This is a genomic window from Endozoicomonas sp. ALB032, from assembly GCF_049310125.1.
Taxonomy (GTDB): domain Bacteria; phylum Pseudomonadota; class Gammaproteobacteria; order Pseudomonadales; family Endozoicomonadaceae; genus Endozoicomonas_A.
Genome location: NZ_JBLYNW010000001.1, coordinates 5,472,461 through 5,496,592, shown reverse-complemented (window position 1 = coordinate 5,496,592; position 24,132 = coordinate 5,472,461). Strand labels below are relative to the sequence as shown.

Annotated in this window: 24 protein-coding genes and 4 pseudogenes; 10 read left to right on the top strand and 18 right to left on the bottom strand. The window is 43.8% G+C overall.

Going from position 1 to position 24,132, the window contains the following annotated elements; genetic code table 11:
• Positions 1-145: 145 nt before the first annotated feature.
• The 5 genes from ACO6VG_RS20145 to ACO6VG_RS20125 are packed head-to-tail and all read right to left on the bottom strand — an operon-like array spanning position 146 to position 3,319.
• Positions 146-376: a group II intron maturase-specific domain-containing protein gene (locus ACO6VG_RS20145; protein WP_422475295.1), complete on the bottom strand. Its 231-nt coding sequence runs from the start codon at positions 374-376 to the stop codon at positions 146-148.
• A 55-nt stretch (positions 377-431) separates the two neighbouring features.
• Positions 432-1,982: an IS66 family transposase gene (gene tnpC / locus ACO6VG_RS20140; RefSeq protein WP_422472703.1), complete on the bottom strand. Its 1,551-nt coding sequence runs from the start codon at positions 1,980-1,982 to the stop codon at positions 432-434.
• Positions 1,983-1,987: 5 nt separating this feature from the next.
• Positions 1,988-2,371 carry an IS66 family insertion sequence element accessory protein TnpB gene (gene tnpB / locus ACO6VG_RS20135; protein ID WP_422452200.1) on the bottom strand — a complete coding sequence of 128 codons (384 nt, stop codon included), beginning with the start codon at positions 2,369-2,371 and terminating at the stop codon, positions 1,988-1,990.
• Positions 2,372-2,373: 2 nt separating this feature from the next.
• Positions 2,374-2,682, bottom strand: a complete 309-nt coding sequence (gene tnpA, locus ACO6VG_RS20130; protein ID WP_422452199.1) for an IS66 family insertion sequence element accessory protein TnpA — start codon at positions 2,680-2,682, stop codon at positions 2,374-2,376.
• Position 2,683: 1 nt separating this feature from the next.
• Entirely contained in the window at positions 2,684-3,319 is a 636-nt protein-coding gene (locus ACO6VG_RS20125; RefSeq protein WP_422475293.1) for a reverse transcriptase domain-containing protein, read from the bottom strand.
• Between the two features lie 258 nt (positions 3,320-3,577).
• On the opposite strand from ACO6VG_RS20125, the gene ACO6VG_RS20120 reads away from it, so the two are divergent.
• Complete coding sequence (locus ACO6VG_RS20120) at positions 3,578-3,844, top strand: hypothetical protein (RefSeq protein ID WP_422413476.1); 267 nt, start codon at positions 3,578-3,580, stop codon at positions 3,842-3,844.
• A 25-nt stretch (positions 3,845-3,869) separates the two neighbouring features.
• Here the strand turns inward: ACO6VG_RS20120 and ACO6VG_RS20115 are convergent.
• A protein-coding gene (locus tag ACO6VG_RS20115; protein ID WP_422475291.1) for an IS3 family transposase occupies positions 3,870-5,431 on the bottom strand; the annotation gives its coding sequence in 2 pieces (ribosomal slippage) (positions 3,870-4,969 and positions 4,969-5,431; 1,563 coding nt in all).
• 93 nt (positions 5,432-5,524) lie between these two features.
• Here ACO6VG_RS20115 and ACO6VG_RS20110 point away from each other — a divergent pair.
• Positions 5,525-5,908: a hypothetical protein gene (locus ACO6VG_RS20110; RefSeq protein ID WP_422441838.1), complete on the top strand. Its 384-nt coding sequence runs from the start codon at positions 5,525-5,527 to the stop codon at positions 5,906-5,908.
• 45 nt (positions 5,909-5,953) lie between these two features.
• Here ACO6VG_RS20110 and ACO6VG_RS20105 read toward each other — a convergent pair whose 3' ends face one another.
• The 7 genes and pseudogenes from ACO6VG_RS20105 to ACO6VG_RS20075 all read right to left on the bottom strand — a co-directional run bounded on the left by ACO6VG_RS20105 (position 5,954) and on the right by ACO6VG_RS20075 (position 9,921).
• The gene (locus ACO6VG_RS20105; protein ID WP_422133949.1) at positions 5,954-6,355 is read right to left on the bottom strand and encodes a type II toxin-antitoxin system VapC family toxin; all 402 of its coding nucleotides are present in this window, start codon (positions 6,353-6,355) and stop codon (positions 5,954-5,956) included.
• Entirely contained in the window at positions 6,352-6,594 is a 243-nt protein-coding gene (locus tag ACO6VG_RS20100; RefSeq protein WP_422133948.1) for a FitA-like ribbon-helix-helix domain-containing protein, read from the bottom strand. Before ACO6VG_RS20100 ends, ACO6VG_RS20105 begins: the two co-directional genes overlap by 4 nt.
• 144 nt (positions 6,595-6,738) lie before the next feature.
• Positions 6,739-7,098, bottom strand: a pseudogene (locus ACO6VG_RS20095) (group II intron maturase-specific domain-containing protein); the annotation flags it as partial.
• A 257-nt stretch (positions 7,099-7,355) separates the two neighbouring features.
• On the bottom strand, positions 7,356-7,529 hold the full coding sequence (locus ACO6VG_RS20090; RefSeq protein ID WP_422133947.1) for a hypothetical protein: 174 nt from the start codon (positions 7,527-7,529) through the stop codon (positions 7,356-7,358).
• 317 nt (positions 7,530-7,846) lie between these two features.
• Positions 7,847-8,470, bottom strand: coding sequence for a hypothetical protein (locus ACO6VG_RS20085; RefSeq protein WP_422413857.1), 624 nt, complete (start codon positions 8,468-8,470; stop codon positions 7,847-7,849).
• 93 nt (positions 8,471-8,563) lie between these two features.
• Entirely contained in the window at positions 8,564-9,070 is a 507-nt protein-coding gene (locus ACO6VG_RS20080; protein ID WP_422138098.1) for a helix-turn-helix domain-containing protein, read from the bottom strand.
• A gap of 47 nt (positions 9,071-9,117) precedes the next feature.
• Positions 9,118-9,921: a group II intron reverse transcriptase/maturase gene (locus ACO6VG_RS20075; RefSeq protein ID WP_422138097.1), complete on the bottom strand. Its 804-nt coding sequence runs from the start codon at positions 9,919-9,921 to the stop codon at positions 9,118-9,120.
• On the opposite strand from ACO6VG_RS20075, the gene ACO6VG_RS20070 reads away from it, so the two are divergent.
• The 3 genes and pseudogenes from ACO6VG_RS20070 (at position 9,920) to ACO6VG_RS20060 (ending at position 11,713) form a co-directional block, all read left to right on the top strand.
• Positions 9,920-10,072: an IS66 family transposase gene (locus tag ACO6VG_RS20070; protein WP_422133943.1), complete on the top strand. Its 153-nt coding sequence runs from the start codon at positions 9,920-9,922 to the stop codon at positions 10,070-10,072. The two genes, ACO6VG_RS20075 and ACO6VG_RS20070, sit on opposite strands and share 2 nt — an antisense overlap.
• A pseudogene (locus ACO6VG_RS20065) lies at positions 10,002-10,481 on the top strand (IS66 family transposase). The gene ACO6VG_RS20070 and the pseudogene ACO6VG_RS20065 overlap by 71 nt, the downstream one beginning before the upstream one ends.
• A gap of 617 nt (positions 10,482-11,098) precedes the next feature.
• Positions 11,099-11,713, top strand: coding sequence for a hypothetical protein (locus ACO6VG_RS20060; RefSeq protein ID WP_422413910.1), 615 nt, complete (start codon positions 11,099-11,101; stop codon positions 11,711-11,713).
• Between the two features lie 212 nt (positions 11,714-11,925).
• Here the strand turns inward: ACO6VG_RS20060 and ACO6VG_RS20055 are convergent.
• From ACO6VG_RS20055 to ACO6VG_RS20045, 3 genes and pseudogenes are all read right to left on the bottom strand, one after another.
• Positions 11,926-12,519, bottom strand: a pseudogene (locus ACO6VG_RS20055) (IS91 family transposase); the annotation flags it as partial.
• Positions 12,520-12,698: 179 nt separating this feature from the next.
• Positions 12,699-12,821, bottom strand: coding sequence for a tyrosine-type recombinase/integrase (locus ACO6VG_RS20050; protein ID WP_422137113.1), 123 nt, complete (start codon positions 12,819-12,821; stop codon positions 12,699-12,701).
• A gap of 124 nt (positions 12,822-12,945) precedes the next feature.
• Positions 12,946-13,089 (bottom strand): annotated as a pseudogene (locus ACO6VG_RS20045) (integrase); the annotation flags it as partial.
• Between the two features lie 313 nt (positions 13,090-13,402).
• Here ACO6VG_RS20045 and ACO6VG_RS20040 point away from each other — a divergent pair.
• From ACO6VG_RS20040 to ACO6VG_RS20030, 3 genes are all read left to right on the top strand, one after another.
• Positions 13,403-14,125, top strand: coding sequence for a hypothetical protein (locus tag ACO6VG_RS20040; protein WP_422475289.1), 723 nt, complete (start codon positions 13,403-13,405; stop codon positions 14,123-14,125).
• Between the two features lie 528 nt (positions 14,126-14,653).
• Complete coding sequence (locus tag ACO6VG_RS20035) at positions 14,654-14,980, top strand: hypothetical protein (RefSeq protein ID WP_422138095.1); 327 nt, start codon at positions 14,654-14,656, stop codon at positions 14,978-14,980.
• A 759-nt stretch (positions 14,981-15,739) separates the two neighbouring features.
• Positions 15,740-17,122 carry a Fic family protein gene (locus ACO6VG_RS20030; RefSeq protein ID WP_422413653.1) on the top strand — a complete coding sequence of 461 codons (1,383 nt, stop codon included), beginning with the start codon at positions 15,740-15,742 and terminating at the stop codon, positions 17,120-17,122.
• 409 nt (positions 17,123-17,531) lie between these two features.
• Here ACO6VG_RS20030 and ACO6VG_RS20025 read toward each other — a convergent pair whose 3' ends face one another.
• Positions 17,532-17,831 (bottom strand): hypothetical protein, encoded by a 300-nt coding sequence (locus ACO6VG_RS20025; RefSeq protein ID WP_422475287.1) that lies wholly within the window; start codon positions 17,829-17,831, stop codon positions 17,532-17,534.
• Positions 17,832-18,421: 590 nt separating this feature from the next.
• Positions 18,422-18,640, bottom strand: a complete 219-nt coding sequence (locus ACO6VG_RS20020) for a hypothetical protein (protein WP_422133938.1) — start codon at positions 18,638-18,640, stop codon at positions 18,422-18,424.
• 825 nt (positions 18,641-19,465) lie between these two features.
• Between ACO6VG_RS20020 and ACO6VG_RS20015 the strand changes: the two genes are divergently transcribed.
• Positions 19,466-22,432, top strand: a complete 2,967-nt coding sequence (locus ACO6VG_RS20015; RefSeq protein ID WP_422475285.1) for a death domain-containing protein — start codon at positions 19,466-19,468, stop codon at positions 22,430-22,432.
• A 356-nt stretch (positions 22,433-22,788) separates the two neighbouring features.
• Complete coding sequence (locus ACO6VG_RS20010; protein WP_422441834.1) at positions 22,789-23,745, top strand: hypothetical protein; 957 nt, start codon at positions 22,789-22,791, stop codon at positions 23,743-23,745.
• Positions 23,746-24,132: the final 387 nt, after the last annotated feature.

The window sequence follows — 24,132 nt, the reverse complement described above, 5'->3', positions numbered from 1 at the left end:
TTTTGGCCAACCGGTAATACCCTTTGCTACTGGCTGCGATCGAGGCGGCTTTGATATGGTCAACGTCTAACTTGATCAGATTTATATAACGGGTTTCCGGCTTACGCCACTGCTTGATAAAACAGCAACGGATGCGCCAACGTATTCATTGATCCAGTTGCGGTATGGGGCGGTAATATCCGTTTATCCTGAAATAACCCATCCAGCCCCGGATATATTCGGCATGCTTTCGTAGTCGGTAATCCATTGACACTCCCCAGCTGCGACTGGTGAGTTTGAATATCTTCCGTTTGAAGCGTTGCAAGCTCTTCTCTGACCAGAGGATTCGCTTCCCTGTGAAGGTAAAACTCAGGAACTCGGCTTCAGTGGCTTTCACCACTTTGCTTTTGGTGGCGTTGACGGTAAGCGTTCAAGCAGGGTATAGACTCCCCCTACTTATCGAGATCGGATTTTAACGGATTGGCCCCGAATTTCTCTTTCCAGATTCGTGGGATTAGCTCCCGGATATCTCGAGCCGGATGGTAACTGATGCGCTGAAGCACATCGACGAAGTACTTGTATGGATCAATGCCTGCAAGAAGACAACTGACGATTAACGTCTGGAACACGGCAACATTGTCTGCTCCTTCTTCTGTCCAGCAAAAAAGCCAGTTTTTTCTCCCCATCGGGATACACCTGAGACTTCGCTCCAGGTGATTCGTATCAATGGCGACATCCGGATTATCCAGATAAAGCCGTAGCTCTTTTTCCCGTTTGTTCACGTAGCCAAGAGCCTTGCTCAATGGGTTGCTTTTCACCAGATTCAGGCGACGAAGTTGTTCTTCATGCCAGTTAAAGAACTGATCAACCAGTGGCTTGCCATTCTGTTGGCGGTATTCCCGCTTTGCTTCGCCTTGCAGCTCAGCTTTGCGGATTTCGTCTTCGACTTGATAGATCGCACCTATGCAGTCCAGCGCCTCTTTTGCGGCTTCTGGCTCGACCTCTTGTGACTTAACGAAGTATCTCCTGCTATGTGTCCAGCACTGGGCATGGATGATTTTGGGGTATTTCATGCACAGGCGGTCGTATTCCGAATAACCATCGGTCAGCAAGACCCCCTTATACTCTTTCAGATAAGGTTCTACGACCCTGCCAGAACGAGTGGTGGAGAAAGTAAAAGCTATCTCATTCTGGTCTCCGTAAAAACACCAGAAGTAGCCTCTTTGCATCTTGCCCTTGCTTTTACGGCCCGCTTTTCCGGGCGTTTCATCCAGAGTGAGGACACGACTTTCCAGACAGCTGTTGAGCACTTCGTCAGCGATGGGTTTGAGTAAGTGCCCGGCACGCTGCTCAAGATGTGTCAGGGTTCCACGGCTGATAGTAATACCACTGGACTCAAGTTTCTGATGCTGGCGGTAAAGCGGTGCGTGAAAGCGGTACTTCTCTACCAGCAGACCTGCGATAAAGCTGACATCGGCAAAGCTGCGATCAAATAATCCTGATGGTGCGGCTACCGTTGTTAGCGTCTGGCTGGGCTTATGGCGAACGACTTCGCGCTGATATTTCAGGATGACATAGCTGGCAGGGCGCTGCGCCAGCCGATAGGTGTACTTGTAGTCAATGATTTCGTACTGGTCTGCGTCTTCACCCTTCATTTCTGCAGCAGGCATCGGGATGAGTTCAACCGGTACATCTTCAGTAAAGCGCAGCCCCTGATCGGTCACACAGTCTTCAGGGCGATTCTTTTTCCGCCGTTCGTAAGTGATGGTTTCTGTGGGAGTTTCCTGCTCTTCAGGCTTGTCCTGAAGGATTTCTCCCAGCGCCAGCTGGTCCGGATTCTCAATCAGGCGCTTTTCGGATTTTTCACCAAATAGCTGATGTTTAAACCAGGCCAGCTGATGTTTAAGAGAAGCTATTTCCTGATCACGCTCCGACAGCAAGACCAGGATCTGCTGGAGCAGGTCCTGGTCAGTGGTGCCGGGGGTCGAAACAGGTAATTTCATGGCGGTTAAAGATAGACCTTTGACTCTCCTTTTGTGTAACGGGACGGTTGATGTTTGTAGCGTTTATATTGCTGAACGCAGCGGGTATCAATGCCTTCAAGGATGAGCTTCAGATCTGTCCACGCCATTGTTTGCTTGATGGATTTGCCTGCATGAGTATGAAACTGACCCTGTTCCAGTCGTTTGCTCCAGATACAGTATCCACTGCGATCAAAATACAGCACCTTGCACTGGGTTTGTTTGCGGTTGATGAAGACAAACAGCTGGCCGCTGAGTGGGTCTTCTTCAAGTTTGTTTCTCACCAGGGCAGACAGGCCGTCGTAGGATTTACGCATGTCGGTGGGCCGGTTGTAGAGCCAGATCCGAACCTGAGATTCTGGAAAAAACATGATCAGCGACGCATACGAAGAATAACACCACCGGGCAGCTCAAGTTCCAACTGCCAGTTTAAGCTGGCTGGAGGTTCAGTCAGCCCGTTTGGGACTTCAACCCATTCCGGGGCAGAAGCCTGAGCGATATCAAAGGAGTCAGTGTTGTCGTTATCCCTGAGTTTGCGCTTCCAGTTTGTGAATGTTGCCAGGCTTATGTTTTGAGTTTGGCAAAAAGCTTTCTGGCTCAAGCCACTGGCTATTTGCTGATCAATGATCTGTTGCCACTGCTCAGGGTTGAGACGGGTAAAGGGTTTTGTCAGTTGCTTCACGTTAGGTATCTCCTGCGTTGTTTGCAGGGGAAAGGCTGGCAGTCAGGTTGTGATTTTTGAAGACGTCCTCAAATGAGCGGTTACCGTTGACGGTCAGTTTTAATGGGCGCTCAAGGTAACGGGTGAAACAGTGGCCCCGGTATTCCAGTTCCTTGTCCGGGTCGTCGAGAAGTACATTGGACAGCAGCGGTGAAAGAGGACCGCCCTGTGGCATGCCTACCCGGGTAGGGTAGCATTGCCCATCGATCATGAAACCAGCGCGGAGGAAGCGGCCAATCAGTTTTAACAGGCGCTTGTCGTGAATCTTACGAGAGACTCTTGACATGAGTACATCGTGGCTGACGGTATCAAAGAATTTACTCAGATCAACGTCAACTGCCTGATGTAGCCCCTGTTTGATATAGCGTTTAACCTGTTGCACGGCATCTTGTGCAGACTTTCCTGGTCTGTAGCCAAAGCTGCTGTTGGAGAATCCGGGGTCAAAGATTGGGGTCAACACCTGCACTCTGGCCTCTTGTATAACCCTGTCCTGAACCGTTGGAATGCTCAGCAGCCGTTCTCCTCCACCGGGCTTTTCAATAACAACTCGAAGAACCGGAGATGGCTTATATGTTTCATCCAGTATGGCTTGGCGCACTGAAGGCCAGTGCTGTTTGGCAAGGTCAGGGTAAGCCTCAATGACGACGCCATCGATACCGTTGGCAGTAATGGAAAGGTTAGATATGGTCAGGCAAGCATCAAACTTTGAGCATCCAGCCTAACCTGTTGGCCACAAACTCAGAGAGCACGGATTAAACAATCACGTTGGGCAGCAACCGCCTTTTAACAAGTGCAGTCAAAGGGAGGCTCACTGTGTTCGCGCCCTTGCTGCAGGCGTTATCAGTAGGGATACATTATGAGTAAATCAACGTTTGAAAAAACATCGATCGGTTCGGCTTTTGAAAGCCTTTTTGTTTTCCTGGTTGCGGGAATGCTATTGGTTGTTCTGGGTGGCTGTTTTGTAGATCTTAGTGGGGACTTGCCAGGTTGGTACTTAAATTTGATTCAAGAACCTATCTCGATCGGATACTTCTTTATATTGAGTATTCTAAGTCTATTGGCTACTGCTTTAGTTACTTGGGGAGGGACTAAGAACCATAATGAAAAGTGGTGGTTCCGGTAACTTTCAAGGTAGATGTCGCCTCAACTTATGCAGCTAAATCACAATGCTGCTGATTCTCTGATCGCTCAGGGTTAAGCCACACCTCTACCGGTAATTGCCAGTTTCTGGTTTCACGGCTTCCCCATCGCTCAGGGTGTTGCTCTTTTGCTTTACGGTAAACTCTTTCACGATTCAGAACCTTTTTCTGAGCCTTCCCTGTGTGTCTGTCGTAGGGGGTCTGGAACTTGATGCCACTGTGCTTATGCTCCATGTTGTACCAGTTTACGAACCCATACACCCACTCTCTGGCTGACTCCAGACTGGCGAAGTGATTCGGATACCCGGGACGATATTTCATGGTTCTGAAGCCTGACTCTGAGTATGAGTTATCGTTACTCACGCGTGGCCTGCTGAACGATGTCTGTACACCCAGCTGCTGAAGAGTACTCAGCATGGTCGCCCCTTTCATTGGGCTGCCATTATCGGAGTGCAGAACCAGTGGTTGCTCCTGAAGGCTGATTTTATTCTGCATGAAGGCTTTGCGGATCATCTGAGCAGCCAGATCAGAGGACTCCCTTTCATGGACTTCCCAGGTCACAATCATGCGGCTATAGACGTCCAGAACCAAATAGAGATAATAATATTTACCCCTGATGGGCGACCCCAAGAATGTTATATCCCACGACCAGAGCTGATTCGGTGCCGTAGCCCGATGCGATGTTGGCTTCCGCTTTGCGGGCTTCTGACTGCGACCGCGGTGATGCTGTTGATTATGGGCCTTCAGCACTCGATAAAAGCTTGACTCAGAAGCTATATAAACACCTTCGTCGGCCAGTGTCGGTACAATCTGGCATGGCGACTTACTTTTGAATCGCTCGCTGTTACAGACTTTCAGAATCTCGTTTTGCTCACTCTTGGTTAGTTGGTTGGCAGGCATTGGCCGGTCTGCGTATTGACGCTGATCTTCCCGCACCTGTTCTACATCTTTTTGCCAGCGCTGAACCGTGCGTATCGACAGGTTGAGCGCAGCACAGGCTTTCACTTTACGTGCACCCTGTGAAACAGCTTCCTGGATTAAAGCAACGGCTTCCTTGCGATCAGGGAGAGGAATCAATCGTCCTCGCGCTCCCCCCAGATCGCGTTTGCCTTTTTTGTTAGAACCAACAGTGCTGCGGTTTCAGCAAGTGCTTTGTCTTTGCGTTTGAGTTCTTTTTCCAGTTTCTGGATGCGCTTCTTGTCATCTCGTCTGGCAGCGGCCTGTACCTGACGGGATTCAGCAGGCTTTGTGCTGCCTGCGATAAAATCAGCTTTCCACTGCTGCAGGTCTTCATAGTAGAGACCCTTCTTACGACAGTATTCGGATAGCTCTGTTGTGTTCATGTTGGCGGTTTCCATCAGAACCGCGAACTTGTTTTCAGCACTCCACTGCTGAGGATTCTTACCATCACCGGGCACGACTACACCTTGCGCTTTTGCCTGTTTGCGCCAAGTATACAGGGTCGCATCAGTAATGCCGGTTTCTCTTTTAAGCTGAGCCACGGAAACATTATTTGGCGGCATCATCTTCTGGATAATGGACTCTTTCATTTCTTTGGAGTAGCGAGTCATAACAGCCTCTTTCTAAATGCTCTCAGTTATTGAGAGTCATGAATCAAAAGAGGCGACATCTATTCTGACACAGAGGGGTTCGAAAAAATCTTTTTGGCTCCTTGTAGAGCAGGAATAAGTTGCGGCTTTATCGCAAGCGGTATGCTCGTTGGTATTGGGTTAGGATTGTTCATAGTTACCCGTGGGGTGCCTGATTCAGAACTCGCAAATACCTCACTAGCTTTTATTGCGTTGGGTGTATACTGCTTTGCTGTAGCTTATCCTATAGCACTGCTGATGCTTTACTTGATCAATCAGGATGCAAAACATAACTTTGTAATCGATCTGTTTGGTGCTCTATACATAGCTTTAGTAATCTTTGCAGGCTTCATGTTTAAAGAATATATGGATTGGGTTGGTTTGGGGGCGTGCTTTGCAATATTAATTATTTATGCATTTGTAGGTCGAATATGGTTGCGCAAAACTGATAACAAATAAATCAGCCTGTTGCCTGGCGGCACAGGTTATTAAGGCGTTAGGTGCTCACAACTTCACATCGCGCAATGGCTCTGCTATCAGAGGAAATTCAGAAATTACCTTCTTGTCCATCGTGAACAGTTTTGTCCCAAGGTTCATAGCCAAAGAAACATATTCGCAGTCGTATGCTGAGCAGTTGCTCTGATTTACAAGAGATAACACGTTCAGTGATTTGATGTCATATTCATTACCAGACATTAATGTTTCAGCTTCATTCTGTATCTGGAGAGCTTTGTCGTAGGTAACAAGCTCCTTTCTCAGATAGAGTGCTAAAACATTTCTAAATTCGCTACGCCAGAGGTGAGGAGCAACCCACAACGGGTCAATTTCGAGAAGCTTTTCCGCATGCGGGGTGTATTTCGTTGGCAAGTACAAATAAACGAGTACATTGGTATCAACAACAATCATGCTCTGCCTTTATTAATCGCATCTTGGATATCGTCAATATCAACCAGATTGGCATCAATCCCTCTACGTAGCTCTCTGGCACGCTGCAAGTGCTCGGAAGGGTTCACTCGCTTAGGCAAAAGCATTTGCTCAAGACAATGAATTAACTCACTATTTATGCTTCTGTGGTGGGCGGAAGCCGCTTCTTTCAACCTGTTATAAAGAGTTTCGGGTATGTTTTTAACCGTAATGGCTGGCATTGCTTAACCTCCTGAAATGTCATAATGGTTTCATTATGGTTGCAAAGTGTCAATCAGTCAAACAACGCACCAAAATCGGGTAGCCGCAGGTCTCTAACCTCCAGCCCCCATACCACCACGGCGTGCGGATCCGCACCGGGCGGTTCACCGAGGATGGTGAAACCTGATCCATAAGTCTTTCAGAGAAACAAGTCCAAGGTTTGCAAGAAAGCTGTCGTTCAATGCCTGCTGCACTGCAAAGGTTTTGGCCAACCGGTAATACCCTTTGCTACTGGCTGCGATCGAGGCGGCTTTGACATGGTCAACGCCTAACTTGATCAGATTTATATAAGAGGTTTCCGGCTTACGCCACTGCTTGATAAAACAGCAACGGATGCGCCGACGTATCCATTGATCCAGTTGCGGTATGGGGCGGTAATATTCGGTTATCCTAAAATAACCCATCCAGCCCCTGATATATTCGGCAAGCTTTCGTAGTCGGTAATCCATTGACACTCCCAGCTGCGACTGGTGAGTTTGAGTATCTTCCGTTTGAAGCGTTGCAGGCTCTTCTTACGAGAGACTCTTGACATGAGTACATCGTGGCTGACGGTATCAAAGAATTTACTCAGATCAACGTCAACTGCCTGATTTAGCCCCTGTTTGATATAGCGTTTAACCTGTTGCACAGCATCTCGTGCAGACTTTCCTGGTCTTTAGCCAAAGCTGCTGTTGGAGAATCCGGGGTCAAAGATCGGGGTCAACACCTGCACTATGGCCTGTTATATAACCCTGTCCTGAACCGTTGGAATGCCCAGCAACCGTTCTCCTCCATCGGGCTTCTCAATAACAACCTGAAGAACCGGAGATGGCCTATATGTTCCATCCAGTATGGCTTGGCGCACGTCAGTGCACAAAGCTTCCGCGTCCTGCATCCATGCAGACGACCGCCGCATTTACCGTATCTCTCAAACCAGAAGGCTTTTTGACCTTTGGCTCACTTGCCCACGAGAGTCGGCCTTGTATGCGATTTCTGGGGGACGCCCAGTCTACGTCGGCTCGCACCTATGCAGCCTAGACTGCCTCCGCACAATCCCTCGCGGGATTGCACTTGCCTTAAGCTAGTGGTTATCATCGGTTGGCTTATTAGGCGCAAGATTCGATGCTGGTTTACTCACAGGGGACTTTCACTCCATAAGTTTATGCCCATGCCGGGCGTACCAAGTGGTTCCAGGTGACGCCTACGGCGCAGCTGAACCAAGCGTTAGGCACTTCAATCAATATGCTCAACTGACATAAAATCAGCTTTATTTAAAGCTAAGCTTTTTTTCATGTTGGTACATTCAGAGTTTTGTGTAATACTGCCATCTTTAAAGGTAAGCCCGCTGAGACTGGGTGTTTCTCTGAGCGCAGACATCGAATATAAAAATTGTTTTTTATGAAGAGCAACGTCAGTCGTATCTACATTATGCCTTGTTAAAACTTTCCCTAAGAAATCAGAAAGCTTTGCTCTATTTACTTTGATATGGCAGTGCCAACCGTCTAACTTGTGATTTTTACTAGTAGGATTTTCTGGCTTATGTAACTCTGCTTTATGGTCTGGATGATAACTAAAAATCATACTTCCACTATCATAACCCAATGCATTTTGACATTCTCCAAAGCTAAAAAAAATTTTACCTGGAGGATAATATATTGTTAATACATCTTGCTGAGCAGCCTCTCTTTCCGTTAGCTTTACAGCTGAAATGAAAGCTTGGCTTTTAGGAAAATAAGTAAAGCTCAGCGATGTACTGGTTATAGATTTACTAGCAAATTTACCTGACGAAAGGTTTTCTTGGTTTGATGCGTCTTGCGGACTTGGTTGTAATAAGTTTACCTGATCTATTCCTTGCACTTTATCCTCCTTAATAATCAATTTAATTACTAATCTGACAATGCTGCTGCCAAGTAGTTCTACCAATACAAACATGTGTGTTAGCAATACTAACTATTCGAGACCAGTGCATAAATCGGGTAAGGACTGGTCTTTCTCCGTAACCTTGAATGTCTTTTCCAGGTGAGGCTTGAGGCCATATGCATGCCATATCCGGCGAACACTTCTCTCACTGATACCGCTAACAGCAGCCATAGTTCGGGTGCTCCAGTGAGTGGCATTTTCCGGAAGGGTGTTTGTGGTCAGACTCACAATCTCAGCAGCATCAATCTGCTTTTTACGGCCACTGCGAGCTCGATCCTGTTCAATCCCGGAGAAGCCTTCCTGGGCATATCGGTCACGCCAGCGGCTGACCTGATGACGACCGATCTTCAGTATTTGCGCAATCTCAAGATTGCTTTTTCCTTCTGCAGCGAGAAGAACAATCTGAGCACGGCGGGCCAGGCGAACAGGGCAAGTATTTGACGAAGTAATCTTTCTGAGTCGTACTTCTTCAGAAGCATCAAGTATTATCTCTGTGGCAACTCGCATAGTAAAAACAGGCAGTGGTTGGAATAACATCCATAGTAGACCGTTAGGAGTCTTTATGTATTTTTAATTAGGTCGCACTACACTAGTTCCGACAGCTTCATGCCGTCGTACTTTCCGTCATAAACTTTCATGTGGCAGTCACGACAGACCGGTATTTGCTTCCGGTTGATTTGCGCCATTACCTTGCTAAAGCCTTTGGCTTCCTGACCCATCTTGCGGGTATGCCGGACATGATGCATCTCAATATCATCGGGTTTACCGCAAATTGCACAGTGACACCCCAGCTTGCTCCTTGTTCGCTGGTTTATTCGCTTCAGGTACAATTTCTCAGGATCAAGACCTTTGCCGCTGACATTAAATGCTTTTTGGTTCACCTTCAGGGACAGGTTATTGCCGTATCCATTAAAATTAACCTGTCGTATACCATCTTTAGTTGTCTTCAAGGCTGTAATCTTACCGTTGCCTTTCTTCAAAACTTGCCGGGTTGAACAGCGCCTGCTGCTCGCTAATGTATGCATCAGTGATCTTTGAAGCGTGTATACCATCCAGCTCATTTTTGACCTGTTGGCAGCGAAAGAGTAATAGTTTAGAACTTCTCCCAAGACCGAGTTGTAGTACATGACTATTTCCCATTCCTGTCTCGGGATTAAATCTCTACGCGCTTTTCCCTTAAAAGACCCTTTCTTAGCAAATCCATCCTCAACCAGTTTGCCCATCAGCTCCATGATCGGAGCTTCGAGCCTTATGGTGCCCGCACCAGTACGTGCAAGTGTTGCCCGTTTCGCATGGCCACTTTTATGTTTGGAAGTGTGCCCCTTGGGATCGGATTTAATATACGTCCCAAGAAATTTCACTTTTGCCTTGTCGGGTCTGGCGATCATGGCGGATGAAACAACCCTACAAGTGCTGAAAGAACCAGGGCGAGAGGCGGCCAGCAAGTCGTATATGTGGCTATATCGCAATGGTGCTTACAGTAAACCCATTGTCATCTACGAATACCAGCAGGGGCGTGGATCTGAACATTTTAGCTGACTATCAGGGGACTCTGCACTGCGATGGCTACGCCATAGAACAGAGAGTGCGGGACAAAACACCGGATGAGCGACGCCTGGCGAGGCAAAACGACGCCGGTCCGGTGATGGACAAAATCAAGGTTTGGCTGGAAAAACAGGCGCTGAATGTCACCCCCAAAAGCAAGCTGGGTGAGGCGATTCGCTAAATGCAGAACCAGTGGACGTACCTTGTTCGCTAACTGGACAATGGTCTTGTGGGCATTGACAACAACGCATCAGAACGGGCGATCAAACCCTTCGTGATGGGGCACAAAGGCTGGCTATTCTCAGACAGTATTGCTGGTGCACGCAGCAGTGCGGTTCTGTACACACTGGTGTATGCACAAGCCTGTCAGTCTGCTGTTTCTAGAGATCCTCATGACCTGTGATCAGCTAAAGCGGGTTGGTCGTGAGATGTTTGCTATTGATGGTCGTAAAATGTCGTCCAATGCCCGCAAGGAATGGAGTGGGACACATAACATAAGGAACTGCCCAGTAAACAGAAAAAGCTCGAGCAGATGATCGCCCATCTGATGAAAAAGCATCAGAAGCACGACGTTCAGGAAGCACAGAACGAGCAGTATCGTGAGGGCGATGAGAAGCGTATTCAGACTCTGCGTATGGTAGCAATCTCCTTTTTCTACAGATTCGTTATGCTTTTATGAAGGAAATTGAAAATGCAAAAATATGTGTCAAACTGCCTATGTATTTCTCGCTCTTTGTGATGGTGAGATGATGTTCTTGGAACCTAGCAGCCTGTCGGACTTAAGACTGTTCTACTGCGGTTGCAATAAATTGGTCTAAAAATCTCTGTTTCTTCGTCAAATAGCTCGCTATTCTCCTCAGAAACAGAGATTTTTATCCTTAATTTCTTGCAATCCTCGCTACGGACGCTTAAGTCCGACAGGCTCCTAGGCTATTGAGGTGAAGTATGAAGGTTCGGAGTATTAATGAATGTCGGCTTGTGCAATCTATTGCAATCTCTCTTTTTTCCTGTTCAGTGTGTATGGCTAATCCTGTACCAACATTGAGTGACAAAAATGGAACTGAACCGACGGTTGATATTGAGTCATTTTCCCGGCTAGTGGATGATAAAAGTGCTGACGACGTGCTGGAGTTAGCCAAGAAATATAATGTCCCCATTTATGAGGGGGAAATATTACTTGATGAGGTGACAGGCAATATTTCATTAGAGACCAAACCATATGATATGAGTCTTGACTCACATGATGATAAAGCAAATGAAACGCGAGGGTTAGATAGAGAAAGAAGATCTATCGATAGTACTGATAGCAATAATGGGGATTGTCATCTTGAAGATCTTGAATTCGATGTGTCGAAATTTGATATTTTGAAGGGTGATATCAGCGAATTCTGGAGCGCAAAAAGAATAAACATCAAGCAGGCTGTTGGCAGTTGCTCTAATATAGATTCCATGAGAAAGGCCAGGCAGCACACTATCGCCAAGCAAAAATTATACGAGCAAAACCACCTTGTACAGCCAGCAAGGTGCGTACCAATCAGTTTTAAAAAACGAGCCTTCGTAGTCAAGAATAGCCAGGGACATTTATCTATTGTGGAATTGAGAAAATTTATCGCAACTGAAGCTGGGTGTCGTTAGAAAAAGAACGTATATTAAACGCATTTTTCGGACAAGGTGTTACAATAAAATCCAGTTGACGTCAACGGCACATATAGTTTTGTGCGTGTGTGCCGGGCATAGCGCTTAACTTGAGACATGAAAGTCCTCTTACCAGTTATTGGCAGAGTCGAAGGTTAGCGAAAGGGCACGGGCGTTGTCGTGTTGAGTGAGTTTGAGACCTTTTTTATCGGTCAGGTGAAACCTGTGAACCGGAATGCTACGGCTTTCATATCGCAGCCACAGGTTCTGCAGGCGTGTTTGGGTCGGATGACGGGTTACAGAGGTTCCAGCATGACTTTCAAGATCAGCTGAATCAGGTAAGTCTGCCTCTCCCGACAGTACAGGAATCCGTAGTCACGGACTCGTCTCAACCCTCTGGGCAGAAAATGTTGTAAAACCAGCCAGATAAAGTCTTCTCCTTTTATGGTTCGCTGCTCCATTGCACCGGTTTTACTGTTCCGGTAGATGAAAGTCACTTGTCCGTCATCATGACCTGTAATCTGCCGGTCAGTGAGAACGTCCCGGTAGAGATCTCTGGACAAGTATTACAAAGCAGGTTCGCCTTTTCCGACGTGCTGACAATTCACCACCCAGAGTTCGGGCGATGACTTTTTGAGCGTTGGTATCAGTAAACCCGCTTCTTTCGAGGCTTTCAACAATCGTCCCCGGAAGACTCTGGCCAGGTTGTTACTGTTGAACAGGTATTTACCCTTGAGCTTTCGCCATTCACGACGGCGGGTATTAATACCACCATCCGGAACTACAAAGTGCACATGAGGGTGATATCACGGCACTGGTAGGCAAGTGCATTTCTCATGGCTCTTTGGGGTAACGAGCGATTCATCGGCTTTTGTGCCAGGTGTTTTTCTGCTTTATCCCGGTCTTGTGGAAAAACCCAACGTGGATTTCGGTGGGTTTTCCAATGGGTTCTCAGGGCCCCGAGTGCTTGGGTTGGCAGTGGGACCTAACGATCTTTACCGCCTTTGCACTGTCTTAAATGAACACTCATTCTGTCTGAGTCAACATCGTTGACAGTGAGGCTCAATGCCTCTCCTAACCTCAGTCCCGAACTGTAAGTAACGAGAATAAAGTTTTTGAATATTGGATTCCTGGCAGCTGTTGAGCAGCCGGGCGGTCTCTGCTGAAGTCAGGATATCCGGCAGTCGCCTGACTGAGAGAGGCTTGAAGATATCAATGAATTTCCACGGTTTGTTGATCACATGTCCATAGTAGAACTGGATACCGTTGCGATCTGTTTTTAATATACTCCATGAGTGGCTTTCGATCAGATCCGCAAAATAGGTTTTAAGGTCATCCGTGTTGAGTGCATCGAGGCAGCAGTTAAAATAGCTGGCAAGACGTCTAACGGGCGGCTGTAGAGATCAATGGTGGGCTTGCTTTTGCTTTGTAGTTTGAGTGCGGTCAGGTGTTTTTGGTAAAGTTCTTCGAACTGTTTTTTTCGATTGAATTCATGTTTGGTATTCCTGTTATTCAGACACATCAGAATTGATGTGGTATCAGGAATTATTAGGCAATATTGTAAGTTTTTTTTCCGTGTAGCGGCTTGGTTCAACAACAGGCTCAACTGGGACGTACATATTGTGCGCCCGTCAGTTTTTCGGTTTTGCGCTGCCAGCAATCAGTTAAAGCCAGTTAGACGGGTAGGTTTTGGTCTATGATTATTTTCTTATTAATCACTTGAATGATGACTTAAAAGTGAAAAAGTTACTAAAGACAGTATGTTTATTCTATTGTTTCTCAGACTGTGCCTGCTCACAGACTGGAAAAGGTTTCATTGATGTTTTTTCAAACTCTTCAATTGTTCCAAATATTTTAAAATATTTAAGCTTTCAAGGCATTTCTTCATTTCGAACTGCGGTTGGTTGTGACTCATCTCTTTTGGGTTTGTCTGAATTAATACAAAGCTCGGGTCTACATGTAATAAGAACTATAAGTCGAAATAGGTGGCTGAATTACGCGTATTCTTCCTATTTAAGTGAAGATGGGGATTGGGAAGTGCGTGGAACACCTCAAGCAGGAATGCTGGAGTATTCTACAGACAGGGAGTTTGAAATTAAAAAAGTGATTTCATATTCAGAAGGTGAAAGAGATGAAGCTCCATGGGTCATGTTTGGGGAACTACATGATGGCTCAGTATTTTACTTTATTGCTAGCTGTGATTATACTGGTTTTGATTGCCAAGGAAGTGGAGTGATAACGTATGCGCCAAGTTGGGTCAACTTACTCAATAATCTTAGCCCTCGCGCACTAAATTACCTGATTAGCAATTTAAATACATCTGATGAGTTTATTGTCCTCCTTCTAAAAAACAAAGACTGCCCTGAAATACTTATACGTCTTTTTATTCAGGCACTTTATCAAAAAACGTAATAATTCATTCAAGTACGATCATGCGCATAAAAAATTTCCAGCAGACTACGCCTGCGGCGGAGCAGTTGAAAATGACGTGTGTGCCGAGCATGGCACTTAACTTGGGAGGTGAAAGTCCTCTGACCAGGTATTCGCAGAGCCGAAGGTTGGCGAAAGGGCATGGGCGTTGTCGTGAGGCGGGTTCTACGCGACCGGTCTACGCGACCCGGTCTACGCGACCCGGTCTACGCGACCCGGTCTACGCGACCCGGTCTACGCGACCCGGTCTACGCGACCCGGTCTAAAGGAAGCTCGATGCAATACTCAAAGATGTCTCTTATTTTAAACAGGTCAGAGTAGCTTTTAGCTCAGTAGAATGGCCTAATGATCAAGATTTCAGCAAGGATACTCTTTATCTTCTCGGCGTTTCAGTGAGTTCAGCTCAAAGAAAACATTGACAACGCACCTTAAAAGAGAATCCGGCGGCGCTAGATGCACCGCCGCTTATAGGCTAGGCGTTAGATGCTCAAACCGAGCAAGGAGACTGGTATGAAAATCGAAGAAAAGGGAGTTATACCTGATTCAATTTTTTGGGTAGGAATTGGTAATATTTCGATATACTTGATCATATATTTTCTCGGGTGCTTAAATTCTGGATGGACATGTTCTGGTGATAGCATGGGCGGAATAATGATGGTTTACGCATTGACCATTTTTATTCCTCAGTTTCTACTGTTTATTTTCTTAACAATCTACTTTATTCGTAAATTAACTTGTATATTCAGAAAAGAAGAAAATGAACGACCAAGTAGAAGAGACTGGAGAAAGTTCATAATCTATTCTTCGTTATCAATGTTTGCTTATTTTATAGGGTGATTATTACTCCATATCTTAAACATAAAGTTTCAACAAAACCATGAGTTTGCGAATAGATATTATTCATAATTTTTATTAAACATTTCAAGAGCAGATCTAGCAAAATCGCCGTAAACCCTCGTCCAATCGAGGGTGTCGTAAAAGCCAAAATTCAAATACAGTAAAGCTCTCTCCTTTGCAAAGTATGAGGCTTTACTGAGTTTCTTTTCCGACTGACCCATTTTCTATCAAGTAACCAATATTTTTCAAAAAGCCAACAGAGAAGCTTGTTTAGCCACAAAATAGCGTAAATAACGGCTTTTACAGCCCTGCTCAGGTTGTAAGCCAGCAGATGCAAGCCAAACACCAATTTAACGTTCTCAAGCCCACTGCGACGGAAGCGACTTAACCCCTGTATCTCAAGAAAATCCATGGTTATGGCGGCGGAAAGTTGCTACAACGAATGGAGAAGATCAAAAAAGAAACGCTGAAACGACTTTGGTCGGTATTTATGTGAACAGCTTGCCCCGCCAGAGGCGCCTGCAGTGTTCTGAACGGTTCTCAGGCTGCTAATAAGCCAGAATGGAAAAATACAAATTAACCGCGAATCTGAAGATCAGTACTCGCTAATAACAGTAACCGCAGGTTTACGGCTTTGTTTTTGGGTTTTTCTAAAGGCTCGTTAGCTGTTCTCTCCACATCTCAAAATACGACATAATTGAGACAAACTAGAAATATTGAGTTAGAATATCTCAATATCACACTTTTTTGAGATATATTATGTTCAAGGCACCACCACCTGAAGGCCTAAATCCAAATGTATTTGAGGAAATCTCCCAATATAGTCCAGAGAAATTTGGAGATTATCTTAGTTATTACAAGCCCTTAGATGGAAAAGGTCGCTATTTACCCTTTGATGAATTCCGATATCGAGTAAAGAAAGGCTTAGATGTAGCTATTGCATGGTCCTTAACAAAACTGTCTAGAAACAGCCAGTATGTAAACTTGCTGCCTGTAGGTGAACCAACCGGACTATGTAGCCTAATACTTACGCCATCGATTCAAAAAACGATCTCACACACTGATCGGAACGCAACTACAGCTGCACTAGAGTGGATGAGTAGCAAAATTGGGGAAGAGCAACATTTTGAATATCTTCTAAATGATCTCATTGAAGATGAAGCAATTAGTAGTAGCCAGTTGGAAGGGGCAGCTACAACGACTCTTGTAGCAAAAGACATGCTCAAGAGAAAGAGAAAACCAAGAACATCAGATGAAAAAATGATTCTTGGAAACTATAAAATGATGAGATTTGCATGGGACAATAGAGATGAGCCTCTGACTATTGATTTGATATGTGACATGCACAGGATTGGTGTCAGTGACATTGATGATGATAAATATACGCCAGGTGTATTTAGACAAACTGATGATGTTGTCGTTGTAGATAGTGATGGTGAAACCGTCCATACACCGCCTTCTCATAAAGGGATAAAGAAACGGTTTAAACTTTTATGCGACTGGATAAATCAATGTCATGATGATGAGGATAGCTCAGACTACCTCCATCCACTAGTCAAGGCAATTTCATTGCACTTTTCGATTGGTTTTGAGCATCCATTTCGAGATGGAAACGGAAGAGTTGCCCGATCATTATTTTATTGGTTCATGTTCAAAAATGATTATGCAGCATTCAGATATATTGCAATAAGTGTTTTACTAAGAGCTGCTCCTGTAAAATATGGAATGTCATATTTATATACTGAGACGGATGATATGGACTTAACATATTTTATCGAATATCAGTGTGGAATTATTCATAAAGCAATAAATAATTTCAAAGAAGCATATAAAAAAGCATTAGATGATATTGAAAGTTTCAATCAATGGATTTGGTCTTCAGGACTTTATAAAAAGCTATCAGAAAAACAGAGGGTTGTGTTTCAGGTGGCAAAGAGTGGTACAGCAAGTGTCTTCACAGCATCTAGTGTAAGAGACAATCTTGGTTGCTCGTATAATACTGCTTCAACTGTACTAAACGGACTAGTTGATCTAAATATTTTTGAAAAAAAGAAACACGGTAGAGAGTGGCTTTTCTACATGATGGATAAAAATTCTATTCAGAAAAAATGGAGAACGCAGCTAACAAAAAAAACCAGGTGACACCTACGGCATACCAGATTTTAGTGTGTGTGCCGAGCATGGCACTTAACTTGAGAGGTGAAGTCCTCTTACCAGGTATTCGCTGCCAAAGGTTAGCGAAAGGGCAAGGGCGTTGTCGCGAGGCAGGGTCTGCGCGACCCGACCTGCGCGACCCGATCTGCGCGACCCGATCTGAACAAAGCTCAACGCAAAATCGCGGGACGACGAACAGCAACCCAATATGAGATGTGACGTATTCGCGGCCAGTGGGCACGTGATCATTAACCGCTCCATCTGCAATCTTTTGTTCATTTTTGATGGGCGGTTACTGGGAAATCTATACTTCGATCTTTCATGGGCATTACAACAATGATGAAACCGGTCGTTTAGCCTACGATCCAACCATGCTTTTAAAGGTGGTGTTGTTCGCCTATTCCCGATCCTCTCGCTCCATTTCATCCAATGTTTCCTGAAGCCAGCGTTTAGAACGATCATTAATATCTTCCTCGGAGAGAGCCGAATCTGTCTTCCTGATAGAATTACCAATAATTGTAATTGCTTCTTGCTCTGGTTGAGGACGTAATTCTGAAGGTACTCTGTTCCTATGGAGAGACTCGATGTGTTCTGTTAATAACAAATCTTCATTTGTGACTACAAGACAGTCACCAGGTTGTGCAAAAATTTTATACGTAACTGCTAGAAGTAATAGAACTATACGTTTAGTAATCATTTCAATATTCAGCTTTAAATAGTACGTTTTGTTCGGACAGTATAGGCATAATAGCTGTTAGCAGGCAGATGTATGATAGTTTTTCCGCTTTGTCAGTAGTTAAGTAATGTACCAAAAAAAGTGCCGACAATAAGTTCGATCAAAACCTGTTCGGAGTATTTTTTAGCGGTAGATGCCTGCTGGTTTTGAGCCAGTCTCCAATGATTCTTTAGTGTAATCTTGTGTCTGTCAGCGTTGGTTCCCAGTTTTTATAAGTACTTGGTCTGGTGCTCTATTACACTTTAGAGTAGTGTCATTATTGGTGTTGCCTGAAGGGTGTTAACTCCGTTTTGAATGACCTTCACCCACTGATTTGAGATGACCCGCTTTCTGTCGTGTTTTTGAGCTCGACTTAACAGTTAAGTTCAGGATCATTCTTTATCCGATTATTTATTTCGGTTGAGCCATTCAAAAGTGCAGTCTGTATGCTCCATAAATTAATGACCTTTATAGGTCGGCATTGATTTTAAATCAGGAAAGATGAGTTCGCATATTTAATAAGAGGGATGTAGAGATAGCAGTTGTGCTTATCTTATTTTTCTAACGGTTTCTCAGGTTTCATCCGGATACCCATACTCTGAGCAATAAAGATGGATATAATCTGAAATAGCCTCTATTTGTTCGTAATTTTCAAAAAAAGGGTTGGTCAGAACCTGTGACACATAAAGCTGAACGACTGGGTAAAGCTCAATGCAATCTTGAATTAAACGAGCTAAGTAAACGTTGTTGAACCAAACTAGCTCAAGAAATACTAGAATCGCCTGCTCCACAGTTGCTCCTTTTTTTACTTATTAAGTTTTATGTAGCTAAAGGATTTACGAATTTATTTTTTATAATGCAACAATAGCATAAAGAGTTTAAAGAGCAATGGCACCTTTAGGGATGAATGCAACCAGCCACTAATAAAAATCAAAATCAGTATGCCGGTTTCTTAAATCGTTAGCTTTTAGTTCAGGGACTAACTTTTCTGGCAAGCACATTTTTCGCCAAAATCCTTTGTGGCTTTAGTTTGATTTTGTCCAAATTTAGACAAACTCTAAGCCTTTGGCACATGGTTTTAATTTTAACTCTTTTCTTTGCTCAGTAGTGAATGGCCATATGGTTAATGGAGAAAGAAATTTCACCATTTCTGCATGATAGCTTTCACTCTTGCCGCTGCCTTGTGGGGGAATTTGTTCACATTCGCCATGTAATGGGCTTTCCCCATCTTGGAGTGCCAGGGAACTCCGCCAGCAAACTTGTGTGGTACGGATCACCGCAAACAGTCTACATGTGTCCTTGCTGTCTCTGCATACCACCTGATAAGCCGTTAAGGTGTTGGCAATATTCTTCAGAATAACGAGGCACGATACCTGCCTACTGCCTACTGCCTACTGCCTACTGTTGACTTCTGGACATGGCCTGATCGATGTGACACTACATCACCCGCCCGAGGTGAATAAAAACATGCAAGGCAGGGTAAAAAAATGTCCGGAAAATCCTTGCCACATCAAGTTTTTCAGACAGGCACTGAATAGATGGGAATAAATAAAGCATTTTCAAATTTAAGGTCTATTGTTATGCCTCGTTGATAAGATCTTTAGGCAAATCCAATCATGAAAACAGTAAAACTTCTGACTATGATTCGCTTGTTTATGTTATTCATTCTGGCTGTGACTTTTCCTCTTGTTGGTCACAGTGCTGCTTTTTCCAACCTGTTGAGCTGGACAGCTTGGATGAGTTCCTCCAAAGCCATTGAAAAAAGGAGTGAGACATTGGAGGGGATTAGCAAACTGTCGTTTATAGGGCACAGTCCGCCGCTTCATCTCACTTATGATAGCAAGTCAAATGTCGAGATCGATAAAACAATTTCTGAACTGGATAATAATCAGCTTTATATCATTTTGAATGGCCTACCAAATGACTGGTTTGTTTTTTGTTTCAGGACACCTCCAGTATTCTCGTCGGAGAATATTCCTTCTCCTCCGGTAATTACAAAGTCTTTAACGGATAAGGGTTTGCCCGATATACAAGACGTGAGATTGAGACTGTTGGCATCGACACCAGGTACTGGTCGCTGGCAGTATGAGTACACGGCCCGATGGCGTTTGCCCGCAGGTAATCACTCGCTGGTTCTGGCCGTTGAAAATAATGGTAATGAATGGCTTATAGAACCGGAATGTAGTGGTATTCTTTCAGAACTCACCCGTTCTCCGTCGCCTTTGAGAAGCAATACTTTCGATGGCAAAAAAGCATCATTTGTTGATATTTTTTATCGTAATAAACAGGCTGTAAGAAATGAGCCTGTCAGTTCTGACGACAATAGCCGTACCAGTGGGCCTTTAGCAATATCTGCAGCACCTGATACTATCGATAACAGCGAATCATTCACAAGGTCTGGTGGTGGCGGTTTTGGTGGTGATGATTTAGACGATTTATTCAAGAAAAGGCCGGGAAATGGGTTAACGCCTCTTTACTCTTTTGAATGGATGAGTGACCTGGTCAGCAGAATAATCCTTGTACCTGTCCCTGACGCTGATGGCGAAACCGTAAAAAAACAGATTTGGGATACCCGGATTCTTCTCAAAATCAAACAGGGTTGGAATGAGCAGGCGATTATTATTTCGCAGGAACTCTGGCGTAAAATAAAGGGTGCAAATTTTGAAAGGAGTACGGGACTTTTTCTGGCATTGTCCAGAAATCCCGATAATCCGGAAGTTGCATTCGATCACTACCTGAGCAGTAACCCGGCACAACCCTTACAGGCAGAAGACTATCGTCGCTATACGCAGCAAGATTTTATTTTAAGTCCCAAACAATTACTTAGTGTGTCTGTTTTTCCGGGCCATTGCCCCACTGGGATCGGTTGCTCTGGAGGAACCGGTCAGGTTGAAAAGGAGATGGCAGACCTTGGCGCGAAACCTCCCGGCTATAGCCAATCTCAAAGAGACGATGATCGGCACCATCAAGGAAGCCAAGGTAGAAGAGGGAGTGGGGGAGATGATGGATCCGGTAGATCACCAATCAGTGGACTATGCAAAAATTGCAATAAGCCTGTTGTTGCCTTCAATAAATGCCGTGAATGCCTGAATCGTGAATCTAATTTATTTGAGCAGGTAGCTAATAAAGAGCTCTCCTCTTCAACAGATCAAAATAGCGAAATGCCACTGTCTGAAGCAAAAGATTTTAATGCTTTAGCAATTGATGTATTTCAGTGGTTTCAAACTTTGAGATCAAATGAAAAGGAGGCAATACATTATTTTCACCATAATGACTACTATAATCTACCAGAGCTTTATAAGCTTTTATCTCATCGCTTTTATTTAGACAAGAATAATCTAAGTAAATTTCATTCAAAATGGGTTGAATTTACAAAAGGAAATCTGGCACTTTACTCCCTTATTTCAGAAGTCGGTGAATTGGCTAAATCCCAGGGAGTCGATGATTATGTTGAGGTGATGAGAATTATACAAGCGCTCGCATTAAAAAGGGAGGTATATGAGAACGAAATTTCTTTAACACTATTCAGAAGCAAATTGATAAACTATCTAGCGAGCAATAATCTTTTGGTATCTGATGAATCGGATCAAATTTATTATTCAAGATTGCATTGCCATAAGAAAGCAGAATTGATTAATTTTATTTATCAGTTATTTAAATTGACTGTTCCCTTGGTAAAAGAAGAAACTGTACCATTGGGATATGAAGTAATGGTAATGTTAAATAGCTTTGCCAGAGAGATTTATGCTGAGTTTTTTTTTGGTCTTCCGGATGTTGATGATGACGGTTTATTCGACGTTATTATGTGGGGTTATGCAAATCACAATCAATATTCTTTTCTAACTCCAAACAACAGGGATAATTTTCTTGAGGTTAACAGTCATCAATCACTTCAAAATCTGGCATTGTTTGTTTCTGCTGATGGATCATCAAATGCTGAAGAAGTTAGCACTATGTTTACGGCTTTGGCTATTGTAAAATCAATGTTTTCAGAACGTTTGACAAAAGTTTTTCCGGAGCATGCTCTTTTAATAAAAGGTATTCCCTATAAGCAACTTGATTTTTTAAGGACTTTTACTTCTAAAGCCAGAGAGCAGCTTTTTGAAGTGCTAAAACTTAGTGGGGAAGAAAAAAAAGATGAATTCATACGTAGTATGCTTTTGATCTTTGGTATGGTTCCAAAAGAACTATCTGATGAATTGTCTAAAGAATCGGATTCCGAACTTTATCCATTATCGCAAGTTGCTTCTCACGCAGTAGCACATCCTCAGCATCTGTCATCAAAAATAAGAATACCGCAGTCTGTAAGTTTGGACTTTGCTTTACCACAAGGGGTACTCCAGAATATTGGATTTAAGCTGGACGAAGATTGGGAAAATTTTGCCAAAAGCTCTTTCCTTAGTAATGCTGATGTAAGAAAGATTGATGCTGATAACGAGAGAGTTGAAGATAAGGCAATGGCAATGCTAGAACTATGGCAACAATTGAAAGTCCGAATTACCTTTGTAGATTTACTGATTGTTCTTGAAAACATCGGACGAGATGATCTTGTAGACGATATAATGGAACTTTATGCTCTTTGAAATCATTAACTTTTTTATCGAAAGTCGTCTCAATTCAGTGATTTTGGAGCATTTTATGGCAGCGGTAAAACAACAGTGGGCATCAACAGTCGGGACAGCCAATTTTGGTATTTTCATCTAACCATGTGATCTGTTTCTGAGGTGTTTCATAAAATTTAGTGCACCGCGAAAAACCACGTCCCATGGACGTGGTCATGAATTGTTGGCTCTGCCTGCAATGAACGGAGCTACCCATGCTACAGCGAGGCATAAGGCTCATGCCCATTGATTTTGGCAGTTTTGGGACAGAGTGACGCGGTCGTTTATAGTAGCCCGACTGTGCAATTCAATAGTGTTTCTGAGAAATATCAGAATAGGTGAGAATAAATGCCGGTCACAGTGCCACCCATATCAAATGGAGTTCAGGACTTTTTCTGACATTGTCCAGAAATCCCGATAATCCGGAAGCTGCATTTGAACAGTACCTGAGCAGTAACCCGGCACAACCTTTACAAGCAGAAGACTATCCTCATTATGCAAAACAAGAATTCATTTTAAGTCCTAAACAATTACTTAGTGTGTCTTTTTTCCCAGGCTTCGTTCCCAACGGGACGAGCCACTCCGGGGGAAGCAGTCAGGCTCAAAAGCAAATGACAAACCTTAGTGAAACCCCACCCGCCGACACCCAATTTAAAAAAGACTATGGTCGTCAAAATCGGGGCAGCCGTGATGGTGGAGGGAGTGGGGGAGACGATGGTTCAGGTGGATCACCAAACAGTGGGTTATGTCAAGTTTGTAAAAAACCGGTACCAGCTTTCAATAACTGCAAAGAATGTCTGGATCGTGAACCCAGTGTAGCTGAGCAGGAACTGACTAAAGAACTGCCTTCTGTAATAAGACAAGATAGAAAAACAGCTGTATCAGGAACAAAAAATGCTGACACATCAGCAATCCATGTATTTCAATGGTTCAGAACTTTAAAATTAAAGGATAGGCAGAGAGGAAATTGCTTTCACGAAAATGATTGCTATAAACTTCCACAACTTTATAATCTTTTAACTCAAAGTTTTATGTCAGATAAAAATACGCTTAGTAAGTTTCATTCGCATTGGGCTAGGTTCTTAAATTACAGTATGTCGATTTACGAGCTTATTTCAGAAGTCGGTAGATTGGCAAAATTAAAGGGAATTGAAGATTATGTTGAGGTAACAAGGGCAGTTAAAGTACTTGCTTTTTATAGGGATGAGTTTGAGAACGAAACTAGTTTTAATAAATTCGGAAACGACTTGCTGAACTGCCTAACGAGTAATAATATTATTGCCTCTGATGACTAAGAACAAGTTTTTTATTCAGGGCTGGATCGACAAAAGAAAGTAGCGTTAATTAAATTTCTTTATTGTAGCAGAACAGGAACTCCTGAATATTGGTTCTAAACTTGACATCGATTGGCAAAAATTTGCAAAAAATACGGGTGTTCTCAGTGACGATCAACTAAGAAGTATTAATGTTGATAACGCTAGATTTGATGATAAAGTAAAGGCAATGATGGAAAAATGGAAACGAATGAAAGGCTGGATTACCTTCAATGACTTACTGGATGTTCTTGCAGAAATCGAACGATATGATCTTATAACCGAACTAATAGATCGTTATCATCTTTAACACTATAGACTTTATACCTGGTTCCTGAGAGAAGTAAAATGGGTATCCCTATATTTGAC

Excerpts from the sequence above, each read along its gene's own strand:
- ACO6VG_RS20105 (WP_422133949.1), bottom strand. The coding sequence starts at position 6,355 with ATGATTGTTGTTGATACCAATGTACTCGTTTATTTGTACTTGCCAACG.
- ACO6VG_RS20090 (WP_422133947.1), bottom strand. The coding sequence starts at position 7,529 with ATGCGGCGGTCGTCTGCATGGATGCAGGACGCGGAAGCTTTGTGCACT.
- ACO6VG_RS20060 (WP_422413910.1), top strand. The coding sequence starts at position 11,099 with ATGGCTAATCCTGTACCAACATTGAGTGACAAAAATGGAACTGAACCG.
- ACO6VG_RS20075 (WP_422138097.1), bottom strand. The coding sequence starts at position 9,921 with ATGATCGCCAGACCCGACAAGGCAAAAGTGAAATTTCTTGGGACGTAT.
- ACO6VG_RS20070 (WP_422133943.1), top strand. The coding sequence starts at position 9,920 with ATGGCGGATGAAACAACCCTACAAGTGCTGAAAGAACCAGGGCGAGAG.
- ACO6VG_RS20120 (WP_422413476.1), top strand. The coding sequence starts at position 3,578 with ATGAGTAAATCAACGTTTGAAAAAACATCGATCGGTTCGGCTTTTGAA.
- tnpB (WP_422452200.1), bottom strand. The coding sequence starts at position 2,371 with ATGTTTTTTCCAGAATCTCAGGTTCGGATCTGGCTCTACAACCGGCCC.
- ACO6VG_RS20025 (WP_422475287.1), bottom strand. The coding sequence starts at position 17,831 with ATGATTACTAAACGTATAGTTCTATTACTTCTAGCAGTTACGTATAAA.
- ACO6VG_RS20035 (WP_422138095.1), top strand. The coding sequence starts at position 14,654 with ATGAAAATCGAAGAAAAGGGAGTTATACCTGATTCAATTTTTTGGGTA.
- ACO6VG_RS20030 (WP_422413653.1), top strand. The coding sequence starts at position 15,740 with ATGTTCAAGGCACCACCACCTGAAGGCCTAAATCCAAATGTATTTGAG.
- ACO6VG_RS20015 (WP_422475285.1), top strand. The coding sequence starts at position 19,466 with ATGAAAACAGTAAAACTTCTGACTATGATTCGCTTGTTTATGTTATTC.
- ACO6VG_RS20080 (WP_422138098.1), bottom strand. The coding sequence starts at position 9,070 with ATGTTATTCCAACCACTGCCTGTTTTTACTATGCGAGTTGCCACAGAG.
- tnpC (WP_422472703.1), bottom strand. The coding sequence starts at position 1,982 with ATGAAATTACCTGTTTCGACCCCCGGCACCACTGACCAGGACCTGCTC.
- ACO6VG_RS20100 (WP_422133948.1), bottom strand. The coding sequence starts at position 6,594 with ATGCCAGCCATTACGGTTAAAAACATACCCGAAACTCTTTATAACAGG.